This is a genomic window from Microbacterium excoecariae, from assembly GCF_011326725.1.
GTDB lineage: Bacteria > Actinomycetota > Actinomycetes > Actinomycetales > Microbacteriaceae > Microbacterium > Microbacterium excoecariae.
In genome coordinates, this window is sequence record NZ_JAANCO010000001.1 from 600,976 (window position 1) to 617,474 (window position 16,499).

The window sequence follows — 16,499 nt, forward strand, 5'->3', positions numbered from 1 at the left end:
CTCGCATGCTTCGATTCCTCGCCCGCCGACTCCGCGTCGCACTCGTGACGATCTTCGTCGTCGTCACGGTCGCGTTCGTCCTCGGCCGCGCGACGGGGGAACCTGCCGCGCTGCTGCTTCCGGACAACGCCACGGCCGCCGACATCGCGGCGCTGAACGCCGAACTCGGCTTCGACCGCCCGCTCCTCGTGCAGTACGTCGATTATCTGACGGGGCTGTTCACGGGCGACTTCGGCGACTCCTACCGGATGCGCGAGTCCTCGCTCGGGCTCGTTCTCGAACGCCTCCCCGCGACATTCGAGCTCGCGGTGTGGTCCTTCGTGATCGGCTTCGCGCTCGCCCTGGCCGTCGCGCTCGCGATCCAGCTCACCGGTAGCCGCGCGCTGCGGGCCATTGCGGGCTGGGCGGGCGCGCTCCGGCAGTCCATGCCGGACTTCTTCTTCGGCCTGCTCCTCGTGCTCGTCTTCTCCGTGACGCTCGGGATGTTGCCCTCGCTCGGACGGACGAGCCCCGAGAGTCTTGTGCTGCCGGTCGTCACGCTGACCACCGGGCAGTTCGTCATGTACCTGCGGCTACTCGACGCCGCGCTGAGCGAGCAGGCGGGACAGGACTATGTCCGCACGGCGCTCGCGCAGGGAAAGCGCCGCGGCACGATCCTGTTCTCGCACATGCTCCCGAATGCGCTCCTGCCCGTGCTCGGCATGGCGGGGCTCAACCTCGGGGGGCTCCTGGGCGGCACGGTCGTCGTCGAGGTCGTCTTCGCGTGGCCCGGCCTCGGGCAGCTTCTGACGCAGGCCGTCAGCCAGCGCGACTTCCCGATCGTGCAGACGGGATTGCTGTTCGTCGCGCTCATCTTCGTCGTCGTGAACACCGCCGTCGACATCCTCGTCCACCGCATCGACCCGAGGACCTCGCTCGCATGACCACTGTGCAGATTGCCCCTCCCGCCGCGCCGGCTCGCCCCCGTCCGACGCCGACAGTCGTCGCCGGCATCGTCATGCTCGGCGCGGTCCTCCTCCTCGCGGCGCTTCCTCCCCTCCTCCCCGGGTTCGACCCCTTCGCGCAGGACCTCGCCGGGGCGCACGCCGCGCCCTTCGAGGTGGCCGCGCACCCGCTCGGGACGGACGCGCTCGGCCGCGACCTCCTGAGCCGCGTCTCGCTCGCGACGACCGTCACGCTCGGGATGACCGCCGCGATCGTGGCGATGAACGCCGTGATCGGGACCGCCGTCGGCCTCCTCGCCGGCTACTTCGGCGGGCGCGTGGAGGCCTTCGTGCAGATCGTGAGCAACGCCACGCTCGCGATGCCCGTGGTGCTCCTGCTGATCGCCATCTGCGCGGTCCTGCCGCCGAGCGCGGCGCTCACCACCGTCGTCCTCGGCGCGACCTGGTGGGTGGGCTATGCCCGCGTCACCCGCAACGTCGCCTCGGCCCTGCGCACCCGCGACTTCGTCGTTGCGCCGCTGACGCAGGGAGCGGGTCGGGTGTGGGTCCTCACGCGGCACCTGCTCCCCAACGTCTGGCCGCACACGCTCATCATCGCGGCTACCGACGTCGCGACGATCATCCTGCTGGAGTCGTCGCTCGAATACCTCGGTCTGGGCGTTCAGCCGCCCGTCCCGAGCTGGGGATCCATGATCTTCGACGGGCAGAAGTATCTCGCCGCGGATCCGTGGCTCACGATGCTGCCCGGAATCGTGATGTTCCTCGCGGTCGCCGGGGCGCAGTTCCTCAGCCAGCAATTCACGGCGGAGAGCCGAGGCGCTCTCCTCCGGAAGGGAGACATGCGATGAGCGCGCCCGTTCTGGCCATCGAAGACCTCGTGCTCGAGACCGACGAGGCCACCCCGAGGACGCTCGTCAGCGGCGTCACGCTCGAGGTGGCGCGCGGCGGAACGCTCGGTGTCGTTGGCGAGTCGGGCTCCGGAAAGAGCCTGACGATGCTGTCCACCCTCGGCCTCCTCCCCCGCGGCGTGCGCCGCGCGGCAGGGCGGATCCTGATCGACGGCGAGGACGTCACGCGGGCCGACGCGCGCCGCATGCGCGCGCTGCGCGGCCGCACCGCGGCGATGGTGTTTCAGGACCCCATGTCCGCGCTCGACCCGCTGCGATCCGTGGGCGCCCAGGTCGTCGCGGCCATCCGGGCGCACGAGCCCCGCGCCTCGCGCGCCGAGCTGCGGCGCAGGGCGCTCGACCTGCTGACGTCGGTCGGGATTCGCGACGCCGCGGAGCGGGCCGCGACGCGCCCGCACCAGTGGTCGGGGGGCATGCGGCAGCGCGCGATGATCGCGATGGCGATCGCCCACGACCCGCTCCTCATCATCGCGGACGAGCCGACGACCGCACTCGACGTGACGGTGCAGCGGCAGGTCATGAACTTGCTCGACAACGTGCGCGAGCGCACGGGATCCGCGCTCGTGCTCATCACGCACGACCTCGGGCTCGTGTCCGAGCGCGCCCGCGACCTCGCGGTCATGCGGCGGGGAGAGATCGTCGAGGAGGGGCAGACGGGCGCCGTCCTGAACGCCCCCGCCCACGAGTACACGCGCGCCCTGCTCGCCGCGCGCCCCGAGGCGAAGCCCCTGCGCGCGGCGCGCTCGTTCGACCACGCCCGCGAGGCGCTGGCCGTCGACGACGTCGTGGTGGAGTACGGCGCGCGGCGGCGCGGCACCGTGCGCGCCGTCGACGGCGTGAGTCTGCGGGTCCGCGCCGGCGAGACGGTTGCGGTAGTGGGCGAGTCCGGATGCGGAAAGTCCTCTCTCGCGCGTGCCGTGCTCGGCATCGAGGCCGCGGCCTCGGGCGCGGTCCGGGTGGGGGGAGACCTCATGCCCGCGGCGCTCGCCGCCCGCACCGCGCGTCAGCGCGAGCGCGCCCAGATCGTGTTCCAGGATCCGTACTCCGCGCTCAACCCTCGCCTCACGGTCACCGAGATCGTCGCCGAGCCCCTGCGGATCCGGCGCGCCGACAGCCGCGAGCGCGTCCCGAGCCTGCTGCGCGATGTCGGTCTCGACGAGGCCACCTGGGCGCGCCTCCCCGGCGAGCTGTCGGGCGGCCAGCGCCAACGCGTGGGCATCGCGCGCGCTCTGGCCCTCCGGCCCGAGCTCCTCATCCTCGACGAGCCCGTGTCGGCCCTCGACGTCTCAATCCAGGCACAGGTCCTCGACCTGCTCTCCGACCTGCAGGCGGAGCACGGGCTCGGGTTCCTCTTCATCTCGCACGACCTGGGCGTGGTGCGCAGCGTGGCCGACCGCGTCGTCGTGATGCGCGCCGGTCGCGTCGTCGAGGAAGGGCCCACCGAGGAGATCTTCCGCGCCCCGCACGACCCCTACACGCGCGACCTTCTGGCCGCCATCCCCCGCATCAACGAACCCCTGAACACCACCGAGGAGATCTCGTCATGACCCCTGCACGCCGTTCGCGCCTCATCGCCGCCCCCGCCGGGCTCGCGCTGGGCGGACTCGTCCTCGCCGGCTGCGCCGGCGGCTTTGCCGACACGTCGAGCGACGGGGGCGACACCGCCCCGACCAGCGTCGTCGCGGCACTGCCGACCGACCCCACGTCGATGGATCCGCTCCAGTCGGGTGCCCTCGTCGTTCTGTCCGTCTTCTTCCACACCTTCGATCAGCTCGTCGCGATTGGCCCGGACGGCGAGATGCTGCCGCAACTCGCGACGGAGTGGGCGGCGAACGAGGACGTGACGGAGTGGGACTTCACGCTCGCGGAGGGCGTCACCGCGAGCAACGGCGAGGAGATCACGGCCGACGACGTTGTGTTCTCGTACACCACGATCCTCAACGACCCCGGTAGCGAGAACCACGCCTACCTCAGCTCCGTCGAGTCGGTCGAGGCCGTCGACGACCACACGGTGCGCTTTCACCTGACGGCCCCGTTTTCCGCCTTCCCGCGCAACACCTCGCTGATCTCCGTCGTGCCGGCGGATACGTATGAGGAGATGGGCGCCGACGCCTTCGCGCAGGACCCGATCGGATCCGGTCCCTACGCGTTGGAGAACGTGCAGAAGGGCGTCGCCTACGACCTCGTGCGGCGGGACGACTACTGGGGTGAGGCGCCCGAAATCGCGGAGATCTCGTTGCGGCCGGTCGCGTCGGACGAGTCCCGGGCGAACGGCGTGCTGTCGGGAAGCCTCGACGTCGCCCAGATCGGGCCGACGCTCGTCCCCCAGTTCGAGGGCGCGGACCAGGCGGAAGTCGTCTCCGAACTGTCGAACGGCGTGGTCTTCCTCGGCGTCAACTCGACGGCCGGCGTGCTCGCCGATCCGCTCGTCCGCGAGGCTATCGCGGCCGCCATCGACACGGATAGCCTCGCGTCGGACCTCCTGTCGGGCCTCGCGGAGCCCGCGTCGGCGACGCTCGCGCCGGCCGTCGAGGGATATTCGGAGGACGTCACGTCGATCGCCTACGACCCGGAGCGCGCGCGGGAGCTGCTCGCCGAGGCGGGCTATGACGGCGAGACGATTCCGTTCGACTACGCGACGGACGGACGCATCCCGCTCTCGTCCGAGGTAGCGCAGGGGATCCAGGGCTTCCTCGAGGAGGCGGGGATCACCGTCGACATGCGCGGTGCCGACCAGGAGAGCCACACGCTGAAGGTGCGCGAGCGCGAGTTCGAGGGCATCTACCTGAACACCTGGGCGCCGTCCACGCTCGACGGCGACCTTCCCCTCACGGACCTCTACGAGCCGGACGGGAATAACAACTACGCGCAGGATCCGCGGACCGAGGAGCTCGCGGTCGAGCAGCGCGGCGTGACGGGCCCCGAGCGCGAGGAGGTCTTCGCCGAGCTGCTCCAGTACAGCAACGACCAGGTGTATTTCGTGCCGCTCTACGTCCCGATGAACGCCTTCGCGGTCGCCGCCGACTCCGGCTTCACCCCGCGCGCCGATGGCCTGTTCGACTTCCGTGAAACGAGCGCACGATGAGCCGCCTCGTTCTCGAGGACGTCCGCCCCTGGGGCGGGGCGGCGACGACGATGGCGGCGGAGGACGGCGTCCTCGTGTCCGACGCCATCGCCCGGCCCGGTGACGTGGTCGTCGCGGGCCGCGGGCGGATCCTCCTGCCGTCGTTCAGCGACGTGCACGTGCACCTCGATTCCACGCGCGTCGGGCTCCCCTTCCGACCGCACACGGGGCGGCCCGGCGTCTGGAACATGATGCTGAACGACCGCGAGAACTGGCGAGGCGCGGAGGAGAGCATGCCATGGCGCGCGACCGAGACCCTTGGGCGCATGATCGCGCGCGGGACGACGCACGTTCGCACCTATGCGCAGGTCGATGCCGATTGCGGGCTCGAGCGCCTTGAGGCCGTCGCCGCGGCCCGCGAGGCGCACGCCTCGCGCAGCGAGGTGGAGATCATCGCCTTCCCGCAGGCCGGCCTCCTGCGCGAGGCCGGGTCCGCGGACCTCCTCGCCCGGGCGATGGCCTCCGGCGCGAACGTGGTCGGCGGCATCGACCCCTGCGCGCTCGACCGCGACCCCGTGCGCCACCTCGACACGGTGTTCGGGATCGCGGAGCGGTTCGACGCGCCGATCGACATCCACCTGCACGAGCCCGACCAGCTCGCGCGGTTCTCCGCCGAGCTGATCCTGGAGCGGATCCGCGCGCTCGACATGCGCGGCCGCGTCACGATCTCGCACGGCTACGGGCTGGCGAAGCTGCCGGAGAACCAGCTGCGACCGCTGCTGGAGGGCTTCCGGGAGTGGGACGTGGCGATGGCAACCATCGCCCCGCCCGAGCCCCTTCCGACGCTCCTCCTCGCGGAGTACGGCATCCGCCTGGGCCTCGGCGAGGACGGGCAGCGCGACTACTGGTCGCCGTATGGCGACTGCGACATGCTCTCGCGGACCTGGCAGCTGGCGTTCACCAACGGCTTCCGGCAGGACGCCCACATCGAGCACTGCCTCGCGATCGCGACGAGCGGCGGCCGTGCCGTGATGGGCACGGGTGCGCCGCTCGCCTCGCTCGATGACCGGCCGGGACTTGCGGCCGGCGACCGCGCGGACCTCGTCCTGCTGGAGGGGGAGACGCCCACGGCGGCGGTCATGGACCGGGGTTCCGACCGCACGGTGATCCACGGCGGGATCGTGGTCGCGGACGGCCTCGAGCTGATCGGTTCCGCCGCGTGATGCGGCTGCTGACCGCGGGGCAGCTCGAGCCGCTCGTGGATCGGGAGGCCACCCGCGCGATTGTCGCGGAGACCTTCGCGGAGATCGCGCGGGGGGCGGCGTCGCAGCCGGCCCCGCAGTCGATGTGGACATCCGCTGAGGACGGGCGGTACATCGTGATGTCGGCCGCGTCGGACGCGACCGGGACGGCCGCGGTCAAGCTCCTCGCGGACGTCCCGGGCAACGCGCAGAGGGGGCTGCCGACGCAGCGGTCGCTCATCTCCGTCGTGGCACGGGAGACGGGTGAACCCGTCGCGCTCCTCCACGGAGGCGTTCCGACGCGCGTGCGCACGGCGGCCGCGAGCGCCGTCGCGACGGACGCACTCGCGCGTCCCGACGCGCGCGTGCTGGGCCTGCTCGGCGCGGGCGCGCTCGCCCGCGAGCACGTGGAGATGCTGCGGGACGTCCGCGACTTCGAGACGCTCGTGGTGTGGTCGCGGACCGGCGAACGCGCCCGCGCGCTCGCCGACGCGGTTGAGTGGAGGGGGGAGATCGTGGTGGCCGACGGCCCGCGCGAAGCCGTCGACCGCGCCGATGTGCTGTGCACGCTCACGCCGTCGGTCGCGCCCATCCTGCGGGGGGCCTGGCTTCGGCCGGGCCAGCACCTCAACGTCGTGGGGGCGCGCCCGCGGCCGGACGAGCGCGAGGTGGACGCCGAGGCGATGGCGCGCTCGCGCGTCTGGGTCGACGACCGCGCGACGGCGGGAACCAAGTCGGGCGACCTGCTGCTCGCCGTGGGCGAGGGGGCGCTCTCCCTCGAGGACGTCGTCGGCACGCTGGGAGAGGTCATCGCCGGCTCGGCGCCCGGCCGCCGGAGCGCCGACGAGATCACGCTGTTCGACTCCGTGGGAATCGGTGCGCAGGATCTCGCCATCGCGCACCTCCTCGTCGAGCGCGCCGCGATGGCAGGCGTAGGCTCGCTCGTCGATCTCTCCGCCTGACGCACCCCGTGTGACGGCTTCGAGAATTCCTCGCGTCCGGGCCGCCTCGCGCGGCCCGGACCGTGCATGATGTGGCCATGAGCCCGAAGACCTGGAATCACGTCGGCGAGACCGCCGCCGTCTGGCCCGGACGCAACTGGCCGCTCGGCGCGTCCTGGCACCCCGAGGCGACGAACTTCGCGGTGTACGCGCCGGACGCGACGGGCGTGTGGGTGTGCCTGTTCGACGAGTCCGGCGCTGAGAGGCGCGTCCCGCTCTCGGAGAAGGACCTCGGCGTCTGGCACGGGGCGCTGCCGGGGATTGAGCCGGGGCAGCTCTACGGATTCCGGGCCGACGGGCCGTGGGATCCGGAGAATGGGTACCGGTTCAACATCCACAAGCTGCTCCTGGATCCGTACGCGCACGCCACGAGCGGCGACATCGTGCCCGAACAGCCCCTGTTCGCGCACGAGTGGGACGACCACCTCGCCCGCAACAACGACGACTCGGCGCCCGTGACCGCGCGCAGCGTCGTCGTGGATCGCTCCTATGACTGGGGCGACGACGAGCAGCCCAAGACGGCGTGGCGCGACACCCTCGTCTACGAGCTGCACGTGAAGGGATTCACTCAGCTTCACGACCGCGTGCCGGAGGAGATCCGCGGCACGTACTCGGGGCTCGCGCACCCGCACATCATCGACTACCTCAAGGACCTCGGCGTCACGGCCGTCGAGCTGCTCCCGACGCAGCAGTTCTTCTCGGAGCCGTCGCTGCTCGAGCGCGGGGCGACGAACTACTGGGGGTACAACACGGCGGCGTTCTTCTCGCCGCACGGCGCCTACTCCTCGCGCGGCGACCGGGGCGGCCAGGTCGCCGAGTTCAAGGACATGGTGCGGGCCTTCCACGCCGCCGGCCTCGAGGTGATCCTCGACGTCGTCTACAACCACACGGCGGAGGCCGGATCCGCGGGCCCCGTCCTGTCCTTTCGCGGGCTCGACGATCGCGGCGCGTACAAGCGCATCGTGCCGCACTCCGACGACGCGTTCGACGACAGCTACTGGGACGTCACGGGCTGCGGCAACACCGTCGACACGTCGGAGCCGATGATGCTGCGCCTCATCATGGATTCGCTCCGGTACTGGGTCAACGAGATGCACGTCGACGGGTTCCGGTTCGACCTCACGAGCGCGCTCACCCGCACGGGATACGACGTCGACATGGCGTGCTCCTTCCTCACGGCCGTGGACCAGGATCCGGTCCTGCGTCACGTCAAGCTCATCGCGGAGCCGTGGGACGTGTCGATGGACGGGTACCTCGTCGGGCAGATGCCGGCGCCGTGGGTCGAGTGGAACGACCAGTACCGCGGCGCGATCCGCGACCTCTGGCGCGGCGCGGGGGACATGTCCGAGGTGGCCACGCGCGTGGCCGGCTCCTCCGACCTATACCGCGACGACGGGCGCTGGGCGTACGCGGGGGTGAACTTCGTCACGGCGCACGACGGCTTCACGGTGCGCGATCTCGTGAGCTACGCGCACAAGCACAACGAGGAAAACGGCGAGGACAACCGCGACGGATCCGACGACAACCGCTCGAACAACCACGGCGTCGAGGGGGAGACGGACGACGAGCAGATCGTCGCGGTCCGGCGCCGACAGGCGGCGAACATCATGGTGACCCTCGCCCTGTCGAACGGGGTCCCGATGATCACGGCCGGCGACGAGCGCGGGCGCACCCAGGGCGGCAACAACAACGCGTACTGCCAGGACAACGAGATCAGCTGGGTCGACTGGTCCGCCGACGACGCGTGGCTCGACGTCTACGAGCAGACCCGACGCGCCCTGCAGCTGCGGCGCGACCACCCCGTGCTGCGGCAGCGGCACTGGTTCCAGGGCGAGCCGACGCTCGAGGGCGGCCCGGACGACCTCGCGTGGCTGCACCCCGCGGGGCGACAGATGACGGAGGACGACTGGGCGGATCCGGGCCTCCGCACCCTCGGCTTCTTCCTCTCCGGCGGGCCGCTGCGCGAGCCGGGCCTGCGCGGCGAACAGGTCATCGACCGTTCGTTCATCGTCTGGATCAACGCCGCCGACGAGGACGTCGAGGTCGCCTCGGCCGTCGCCGAGTTCATGCCGGAGGGGGAGGTCGTCCTGTCGACGGATCCGCGGATCCCGCTCGGCTCGCCCGCCGTCGTCGGCCAGACCGACACGATCACGGCCCGGTGCGTCGTGGTCGTGCGGGCGGCCTGAGGCTAGCCCTCCGGCACCTCGGGCGGGTCCGCGACCGCCACGAGTCCCGTCTCGGCCGGGCTCGTGAGGTGGGCGTGGGCGGGGACGATGCGCACGGTGTATCCGAACGGGCCCGGCCGCTCCAGCGTGTAGGCCCCGGTGAAGCAGAACCGCCCGCCCTCGTAGGACTCGGACACCGTGAGCGTCGTCACCTGGGCGTCGGCGATCTCGTCGTCGCCGCGGGCGCGGCCGTGGACGAGCTGCACCGCGACGTCGCCCGGCGCCAGCGCGCCCAGGCCGACGAACGCGCGCACGGAGAGCGCGGTCCCGACCTCGGCCACGTCGCCCGCCCCGGCCGATTCGACGTGCTCGACGCGCACGGATCCCCATGCCGCGCGCACGCGCTCCTCCCACGCGGCGAGGTCGCGGGCGCCCGCGTAGTCGGATCCGAGGGCGCGCGTGCTGGCGGCAGCCGGCAGATACAGCGCCGTGACGTAGTCGCGCACCATGCGGGTCGCGAGCACCTTCGGGCCGAGCGATTCGATCGTGTGCCGCACCATCTCGAGCCAGCGCGTCGGGAGGCCCCGCTCGTCGCGGTCGTAGAACCGCGGCACGACCTCGCGCTCGAGGATCTCGTAGAGCGCCTGCGCCTCGAGGTCGTCGCGCTGGGACGGGTCGGGCAGCCCGTCGGCCGACGGGATCGCCCAGCCGTTCTCGCCGTCGAACCACTCGTCCCACCAGCCGTCGAGGATCGACAGGTTCAGGCCCCCGTTGAGCGCGGCCTTCATCCCGCTCGTGCCGCACGCCTCGTAGGGCCGCAGCGGGTTGTTGAGCCACACGTCGCAGCCCGGGTAGAGCGGCTGCGCCATGGCGATGTCGTAGTTGGGGAGGAACACGATGCGGTGGCGCACCTCGGGGTCGTCCGCAAAGCGCACCATGTCCTGGATGAGCTTCTTGCCGCCGTCGTCGTTCGGGTGGGCCTTGCCGGCGATGACGAGCTGGATGGGGCGCTCCGGATCCGTCAGCAGCGCCTTGAGGCGCGCCGGATCCCGGAGCATCAGCGTCAGGCGCTTGTACGAGGGCACGCGCCGCGCGAAGCCGATCGTGAGCACGTCGGGGTCGAGGGCCTCGTCGATCCAGCCGAGCTCCGCCTCCGCCGCGCCGCGCTTCTGCCACGAACGCCGGACGCGGCGGCGCGCGTCGAGGACGAGGCGCTCGCGGAGGACACGCTTGATCTCCCACACGCGCGCGAAGTCCGCCCCCTTGAGCGAGCGCGCGAACTCCTCCGGGTCGCCGTCGGCGTCGGCGCCGAGCGCCGTGACGAGCTCGCGCAGCTCGCGCGCGACCCAGGTCGGCGCGTGCACGCCGTTCGTGATGGATCCGATCGGCACCTCCGCCTCGTCGAACGCGGGCCACAGGCCGTGGAACATGTCGCGGCTGACGTGCCCGTGCAGCTCGCTCACCCCGTTCGCGCGCTGGCCGAGCCGGAAGCCGAGCACGGCCATGTTGAACACGCTCGGATCGCCGCCGTCGTAGCTCTCGGCGCCGAGGGCGAGGACGCGCTCGGCGGGGACGCCGGGCGTCGCGCCGCCCTCGGTCGCGAAGTACTGCTCGATGAGGGTGCGGTCGAAGCGGTCGATGCCGGCGGGGACGGGGGTGTGCGTCGTGAAGATCGTCGAGGCCCGGTTCATCGCGAGCGCCTCGTCGACGCTCAGGCCGGCGCCGGAGGGATCCGTGAGCTCGCGGATCCGCTCGAGGCCCTGGAACCCCGCGTGGCCCTCGTTCGTGTGGTGCACCTCGGGGACGGGCGCGCCCGTGATGCGACTGAAGGCGCGCAGCGCGCGGACCCCGCCGACGCCCAGCAGGATCTCCTGGCGCAGGCGGTGCTCGCCGCCCCCGCCGTAGAGGCGATCGGTGATCGCGACGTAGTGCTCGGGGTTGCCCTCGAGGTCCGTGTCGAGCATGAGCAGCGGCACGCGCCCGACGTGCGCGACCCAGATCTTGGCGATCAGCGCGGGGCCGCCGGGCATGTCGATCGAGATCGTCGCCGGGGTGCCGTCGGCCTCGCGGAGCGGCCGGACGGGCAGCTCATTCGGGTCGAGCACGGGGTAGGACTCGACCTGCCAGCCGTCGCGCGTGAGCGACTGCTTGAAGTAGCCATGGGCGTAGAACAGGCCCACGCCGACGATCGGGACGCCGAGGTCGCTCGCGGCCTTCAGGTGATCCCCCGCGAGGATCCCCAGGCCGCCCGAGTACTGGGGGAGCGCGGCGGCGATGCCGAACTCCGGGGAGAAGTACGCGATCTGGGCGGGCCCGTCCGGGCACGCGTGCTGGTACCAGCGGTCCTCGGTGAGGTAGGTCTGAAGGCCCTCCGCGGCCGAGGCGAGCCGGCCGAGGAAACCCTCGTCGCGCTGCAGCTCGTCCCACCGCCCGGCGGGGACGTCGCTGAGGACCCGGACGGGATCCTTCCGGCGCTCCCAGACCTCGGGCGAGACCTCGGCGAAGATGTCCTGCGTCTCCGGATCCCACGACCAGCGCAGGTTCGCCGCCAGGTCGCCGAGGGCGGCGAGGGGCTCGGGGAGGACGGGGCGGACGGTGAAGCGTCGAATCGCGCGCATAGCGCCGAGAGTAGACCGCGGATCCCACGCGGCGCGAGGTTTTCACGCGGGGTTCACACGCGGGTCATCGGCGGCGTCAGCCGTGAGGCCAGGCGGCGAGCGCGGCCTCGATCCGGCGGCGGTCTTCGGCGCCGACCCGCTCGACGAGCTCGAGGGACGGATCCGGTCGCCCCGCCGCGCGCCCGCGCCACGTGCCGACGACGCGGCCGTCGAGGAGCACCGCGGGGCGGAACACACCATTGCCGCCCGGAACGAGCGCGGCCTGCGCGGCCGGGGAGGCCGTGAGCGCGCGGTCGGCGTAGCCGAGGATCCACTCGTCGAACCCCGGCACGAGCGTGACGCCGGTGTCGCCCGGGTCGGCGGGGGCGGACGCGACGTGGGGCGCGCCGCCGACGTCGACGACCTCGAGATCCGCGCTCGCCGCGGCTCGCCGCACCTGCGTCTTGGGAAGCTTCAGCCACCAGGCCAGGTCGGCCTCCGTGACCGGTCCGCGCGCGGCGACGTACCGGCGGGCGATGTCCACGAGCGCGTCGTCGCCGGCCGGGGCGGGGGCGGCGGTCGCCGTGAACAGCTGCTCGTCGCCCGCGAACGCGCCCCAGTGCGCGAGGCCGCCGACCGCGTGGTGGAAGAGGAGGTGGTACCCGCGACCCGCCGAGGTGTCGATCCCGTCGGCCTGCCAGAGCGCGAGGAGCTCCGCGCGGGTCCGCGGCCGCTCGGCGAGCGCGGGCTCAAGGATCCCGCGGGCGCGGGCGAGGACGCCCTCGTCGAGCCCCAGCTGTTGGCGCCGCCGCGCGGTCTGGGCGCGGATCCGCTCGGCGGTGAGGCCGAGGAGGGCCGCGAGGTGCGCGGGGGTCGTGGCGAACAGGGTGCCGCGCATTGGCCACGAGCGCACGAGCTCGCCGCGGTCGAAGGCGCCGCGGACGTCGGCGATGGTCGTGCCGGGCGCCGAGCGCAGCGCAATCGCGCGCAGGACGGCGGGGAGGTCCTGGCCCTGCAGCGCGACGGCGCGGTCGACGACCTGGGTGGGGGTGAGGCCCGATCCACCGAGCAGCTGCGCCGACCACCGCGCCCGCAGCGCGCCCTGGGTGTCCATGGCGCCAGGCTAGCGGCGCGCCCGACATCGGCGCCGGGGCAACACAACGCAGTCGATTTTCGGCCCCCGCGACGCGGCGACGCGGATTGCGGCCCGCCGCCCGAGAAATTGACTGCGCCGTGTCGGGGGTCAGGGGTTACCCGATGAGCGACGGGCGCAGGTCGCGCAGCGTGCGGGTGCGCGTCATGCGCCACAGCGCGGCGAGCGTGACGCCAAGCGCCGCGGCGAGCCAGACCCCCAGGAAGGCCGCCGCGGCCCACGCGCGGCCCGCGTCCCCGCCGTACATGAGCTGGCGGATCCCGTCGACCGCGTGGCTCATGGGGAGCGCCTCGTGGAGGATCCGGAGCGGCGCCGGCAGGGTCTGATACGGGAACGTGCCGCCCGCCGTCACGAGCTGGAGCACCATGAGGATGAGGCCGAGGAACTGTCCGACGCTGCCGAGGAGGACGTTGAGGGCGAGGACGATCGCCGCGAACGTCGCCGACGTCAGCGCCAGGAAGGCGAGCATCGCGGCGGGCCGGGCGACGTCGTAGCCCAGCGCGAACCGCACGATCGCGAAGACGGCGAGCATCTGCGCGATCCCGAGGAGCGCCGGCGTGGCCCATGCCCCGAGGGTGATCGCGAGCGGCCGGCGCAGGGCCGTCACGGCGCGCGCCGAGTACGGCTTCACGATGAGGAAGAGCGCGTAGATCCCGATCCAGGCCGCGAGGCTGATGAAGAACGGCGCCATGCCGGCGCCGTAGGACGACGCGGCGCTCGTGGCGTCCTCCGAGACGGAGACCGGATCCGCGACCATGCGCGCGGCGGTCTGGCGCTCCTCGGCCGTCTGGTCGGGGATGTCCCGGGTGGCGTCGGCGAGCCCGTCCGCGAGCTCGGCCGAGCCCGCGTCCAGGTCGTCCAGCCCGTCGGCGAGGTCGGCGGATCCGCTCGCGAGCGAGGTCACGCCGCTGGCGAGGGTCTCGGATCCGGTCGCGGCTTCGGCGATGCCGCTCGCGAGGTCGGGGACGCCGTCCGCGAGCCGAGACGCGCCGTCGGCGACCGCGCCCGACCCGACGGCGAGCTGCGCGACCGCGGCCGCGGCGGCCTGCACGTCGGTGTTGGCGGCCTCGATGTCGTCGTGGAGAGGCGCGACGAGCTCGAGCACGCGATCGATCTCGTCGCCCGCGAGGCCCGCCTCCTCGAGGTCCGTCCGCAGCTTGGCCTCGCTCGGGAGGGCCGAGACCGCGTCGCCTATCGCCTCGGCCGCGGGCGCCACCGCGTCCTCGAGGCGGGCGTTGCCGTCGGCGACCTGGCGCGCGCCGTCCGCGAGCGACGCGGTCTGCTCGGGCAGGTCGGCGGATCCGTCCCGCAGCTCCGCGAGCCCCGCGGCGAGGTCGTCGGCGCCGGTCCGCGCCGTCGCGGATCCGTCGGCCAGCTCGGCCGCTCCGCTCGCCGCGGCTGTCGCGCCGTCCGCGAGATCGTTCGCGCCGTCCGCGGCGTCCCCGAGCCCCGAGCGGATCGTCGCGACGCTGTCGAGGAGCGTCCGGGCCGCCTCCTCGCCGACCTCGCGGGCGAGGCCCGCGCGGACGGTCTCGGTGACGGTGTCGGCGATCGTCCCGGCGAGGTAGCTGTTGGCGTCGTTGGTCGTGAGCTCCACCTCGGCCTGCACGGGGTCGTCGTCGTCGATCGAGGCGAGGTGGCGCGAGAAGTCGGGCCCGAGGGTGACGACGAAGTCGTAGGCGCCCGCGCGCAACCCGTCGGCCGCCTCTTCCGCGCCCGTGACGTGCCATTCCAGGGCGCCGTCCTCGACGAGCTGGTCGCGGACCTCCGCGCCGTAGTTAGTCGTGTCCCCGTCCCGTGTCACGCCCTCGTCGGTCACCACGAGCGCGGCCGGCATCTCCTCGAGGCGCCCGTACGGGTCGTCGTTTCCCCACAGGTAGAGCCCCGCGTAGATGACGGGCACGATCATGAGCGCGACGAGCGCCAGGGTCGCCATGGGTGAGGCCGTCAGGCGCCGCAGCTCGGTTGCGACGAGGGTCTGGATCCGCCTCATGCCCTCGCGCCTTCCTCCGCCTGGCGGACCGCGGCGGCCGACGCGATCACGACGACCGCGTATCGGCGCGCGGCCCATGCGTGCGCCGCGTCGAGCCAGGCGGCCGCGTCGCCGCCGTGGCGCTCGGGGGAGACGAACACGAGCGCGTCGACGCCCGCGCGCGCGGCGGCAGTGCGGGCGAGGACGCGGGTGCGCTCGGCGGGCGCGAGGTCGCCGAGCCGCGCGCGCGGGGACAGGCCCTCGTCGGCGAGAAGGCGACGGGCGGCCCGGCGCGGGCGGCGGATCCCGGCGAAGACGAGCTCCTCGCGCACCACCGCGCCGAGCCGGATCCCGTCGTGCGGCGCGGAGGTCTCGGGGCTGTCGACGAGCGCGACGCGGCGGCGGAGGGCGCGCGGATCCGCGGCCCCGTCGAGCGTGACGGTGCCCTGGGCGGGTGACATGCGCCCGGACAGCACGAGGCCGAGCAGCGTGGGGCGCTGCCCGCCCGGGACCGCGATGAGCGCGACCTCGCCCGCGCGGACGACGAGCGAGGCGTGCTCGAGCGGACCCTTCGCGACGGCCTCGGCCGCGAGGATCACGCGACCACCCCGCGATCGGCCGCGCGCGCACCCTCCGCCACGGCGGCCGCCTGCTCGGCCCCGAGCCCGGCGAGGCCGAGGGCGCTGACGGCGACGAGGCGGGCCGCCTCGTCGTCGCCGAGCGCGCCGTCGACGGCGACGTCCAGAACCGCGATCGCGGTCTCCTCGATGAGGCGCGCCGTGACGTCGACGCCGACGTCGCGGCGGAACACGCCGGCGTCCCGCCCGCGCGCCAGGGCCTCGCGCAGCGTGCGACGCACGGGCGCCATGCCCGCCGCGACGTCGGCCTCCCACGGCCCCGTCACGAGCGAGCGCGCGACGAGCCGGACGTGCGCGATCTCGCGCCAGAGCGCGAAGCCGAGCCGGGCGACCAGGCGCGCCGGATCCGGATCCGCGAGGTCCGCGACCGCCGCGGAGACGCGCTCGGTGCCCCGGGCAAGCAGCTCGGACACGAGCGCGTCGCGGGACGGAAAGTGGCCGTAGATCGCGCGCCGGCTGAGCCCGGCCTCGGCCGCGATCGCGTCGATCGAGGCATCGGGCGCGGTCCGGAGGACGCGGGCGGCGGCCTCGAGGAGCGCCTCGCGGTTGGCGACGGCGTCGCGCCGGCGGGGGGAAGTCATCTCGCCAGCGTAATAAGTTGCACAATGCTGTGCAACTTATCTCGTGCGGCCGCCATCCGTCGTCACGACCCCCAACACAACGCCGTCACAAGGCGGCCTCCGAATCCGGATTCCGCCGATCGCCGGGCGCGCGGCCGAAAATTGACTGCGTTGTGTTGTCGGGCGCCGTGGGGGAGGTCGGGGAGGGGCGAAAACGCACGCCACGTTAAGCGCGCGTGAACCCTTCGCGCCCGCC

12 protein-coding genes are annotated in these 16,499 nt (G+C 73.1%); 7 read left to right on the forward strand and 5 right to left on the reverse strand.

Annotation, left to right across the window (positions count from 1 at the left end):
* Nucleotides 1–5: 5 nt before the first annotated feature.
* The 7 genes from G8E01_RS02720 (at nucleotide 6) to glgX (ending at nucleotide 9,344) form a co-directional block, all read left to right on the forward strand.
* Entirely contained in the window at nucleotides 6–923 is a 918-nt protein-coding gene (locus G8E01_RS02720; RefSeq protein WP_166315510.1) for an ABC transporter permease, read from the forward strand.
* Nucleotides 920–1,792: an ABC transporter permease gene (locus G8E01_RS02725; RefSeq protein WP_166315514.1), complete on the forward strand. Its 873-nt coding sequence runs from the start codon at nucleotides 920–922 to the stop codon at nucleotides 1,790–1,792. The genes G8E01_RS02720 and G8E01_RS02725 overlap by 4 nt, the downstream gene beginning before the upstream one ends.
* Nucleotides 1,789–3,399 carry a dipeptide ABC transporter ATP-binding protein gene (locus G8E01_RS02730; RefSeq protein WP_166315517.1) on the forward strand — a complete coding sequence of 537 codons (1,611 nt, stop codon included), beginning with the start codon at nucleotides 1,789–1,791 and terminating at the stop codon, nucleotides 3,397–3,399. Before G8E01_RS02725 ends, G8E01_RS02730 begins: the two co-directional genes overlap by 4 nt.
* Nucleotides 3,396–4,937 (forward strand): ABC transporter substrate-binding protein, encoded by a 1,542-nt coding sequence (locus G8E01_RS02735; RefSeq protein ID WP_166315520.1) that lies wholly within the window; start codon nucleotides 3,396–3,398, stop codon nucleotides 4,935–4,937. The genes G8E01_RS02730 and G8E01_RS02735 overlap by 4 nt, the downstream gene beginning before the upstream one ends.
* Nucleotides 4,934–6,139 carry an amidohydrolase family protein gene (locus G8E01_RS02740; RefSeq protein ID WP_166315523.1) on the forward strand — a complete coding sequence of 402 codons (1,206 nt, stop codon included), beginning with the start codon at nucleotides 4,934–4,936 and terminating at the stop codon, nucleotides 6,137–6,139. Before G8E01_RS02735 ends, G8E01_RS02740 begins: the two co-directional genes overlap by 4 nt.
* Entirely contained in the window at nucleotides 6,139–7,119 is a 981-nt protein-coding gene (locus tag G8E01_RS02745; protein ID WP_205827337.1) for an ornithine cyclodeaminase family protein, read from the forward strand. Before G8E01_RS02740 ends, G8E01_RS02745 begins: the two co-directional genes overlap by 1 nt.
* A 77-nt stretch (nucleotides 7,120–7,196) precedes the next feature.
* Entirely contained in the window at nucleotides 7,197–9,344 is a 2,148-nt protein-coding gene (gene glgX, locus G8E01_RS02750) for a glycogen debranching protein GlgX (protein WP_166315529.1), read from the forward strand.
* Nucleotides 9,345–9,346: 2 nt separating this feature from the next.
* Here the strand turns inward: glgX and glgP are convergent, their stop codons facing one another.
* From glgP to G8E01_RS02775, 5 genes are all read right to left on the reverse strand, one after another.
* A complete protein-coding gene (gene glgP / locus G8E01_RS02755; protein ID WP_166315532.1) occupies nucleotides 9,347–11,941 on the reverse strand; it encodes an alpha-glucan family phosphorylase in 2,595 nt (864 codons plus the stop codon).
* A gap of 76 nt (nucleotides 11,942–12,017) precedes the next feature.
* On the reverse strand, nucleotides 12,018–13,034 hold the full coding sequence (locus G8E01_RS02760; protein ID WP_166315535.1) for a winged helix DNA-binding domain-containing protein: 1,017 nt from the start codon (nucleotides 13,032–13,034) through the stop codon (nucleotides 12,018–12,020).
* A 136-nt stretch (nucleotides 13,035–13,170) separates the two neighbouring features.
* Entirely contained in the window at nucleotides 13,171–15,066 is a 1,896-nt protein-coding gene (locus tag G8E01_RS02765; protein ID WP_166315538.1) for a YhgE/Pip family protein, read from the reverse strand.
* Nucleotides 15,063–15,644, reverse strand: a complete 582-nt coding sequence (locus G8E01_RS02770; protein WP_166315541.1) for a hypothetical protein — start codon at nucleotides 15,642–15,644, stop codon at nucleotides 15,063–15,065. The genes G8E01_RS02765 and G8E01_RS02770 overlap by 4 nt, the downstream gene beginning before the upstream one ends.
* A complete protein-coding gene (locus tag G8E01_RS02775; protein WP_166315544.1) occupies nucleotides 15,641–16,264 on the reverse strand; it encodes a TetR/AcrR family transcriptional regulator in 624 nt (207 codons plus the stop codon). Before G8E01_RS02775 ends, G8E01_RS02770 begins: the two co-directional genes overlap by 4 nt.
* Nucleotides 16,265–16,499 lie beyond the last annotated feature (235 nt).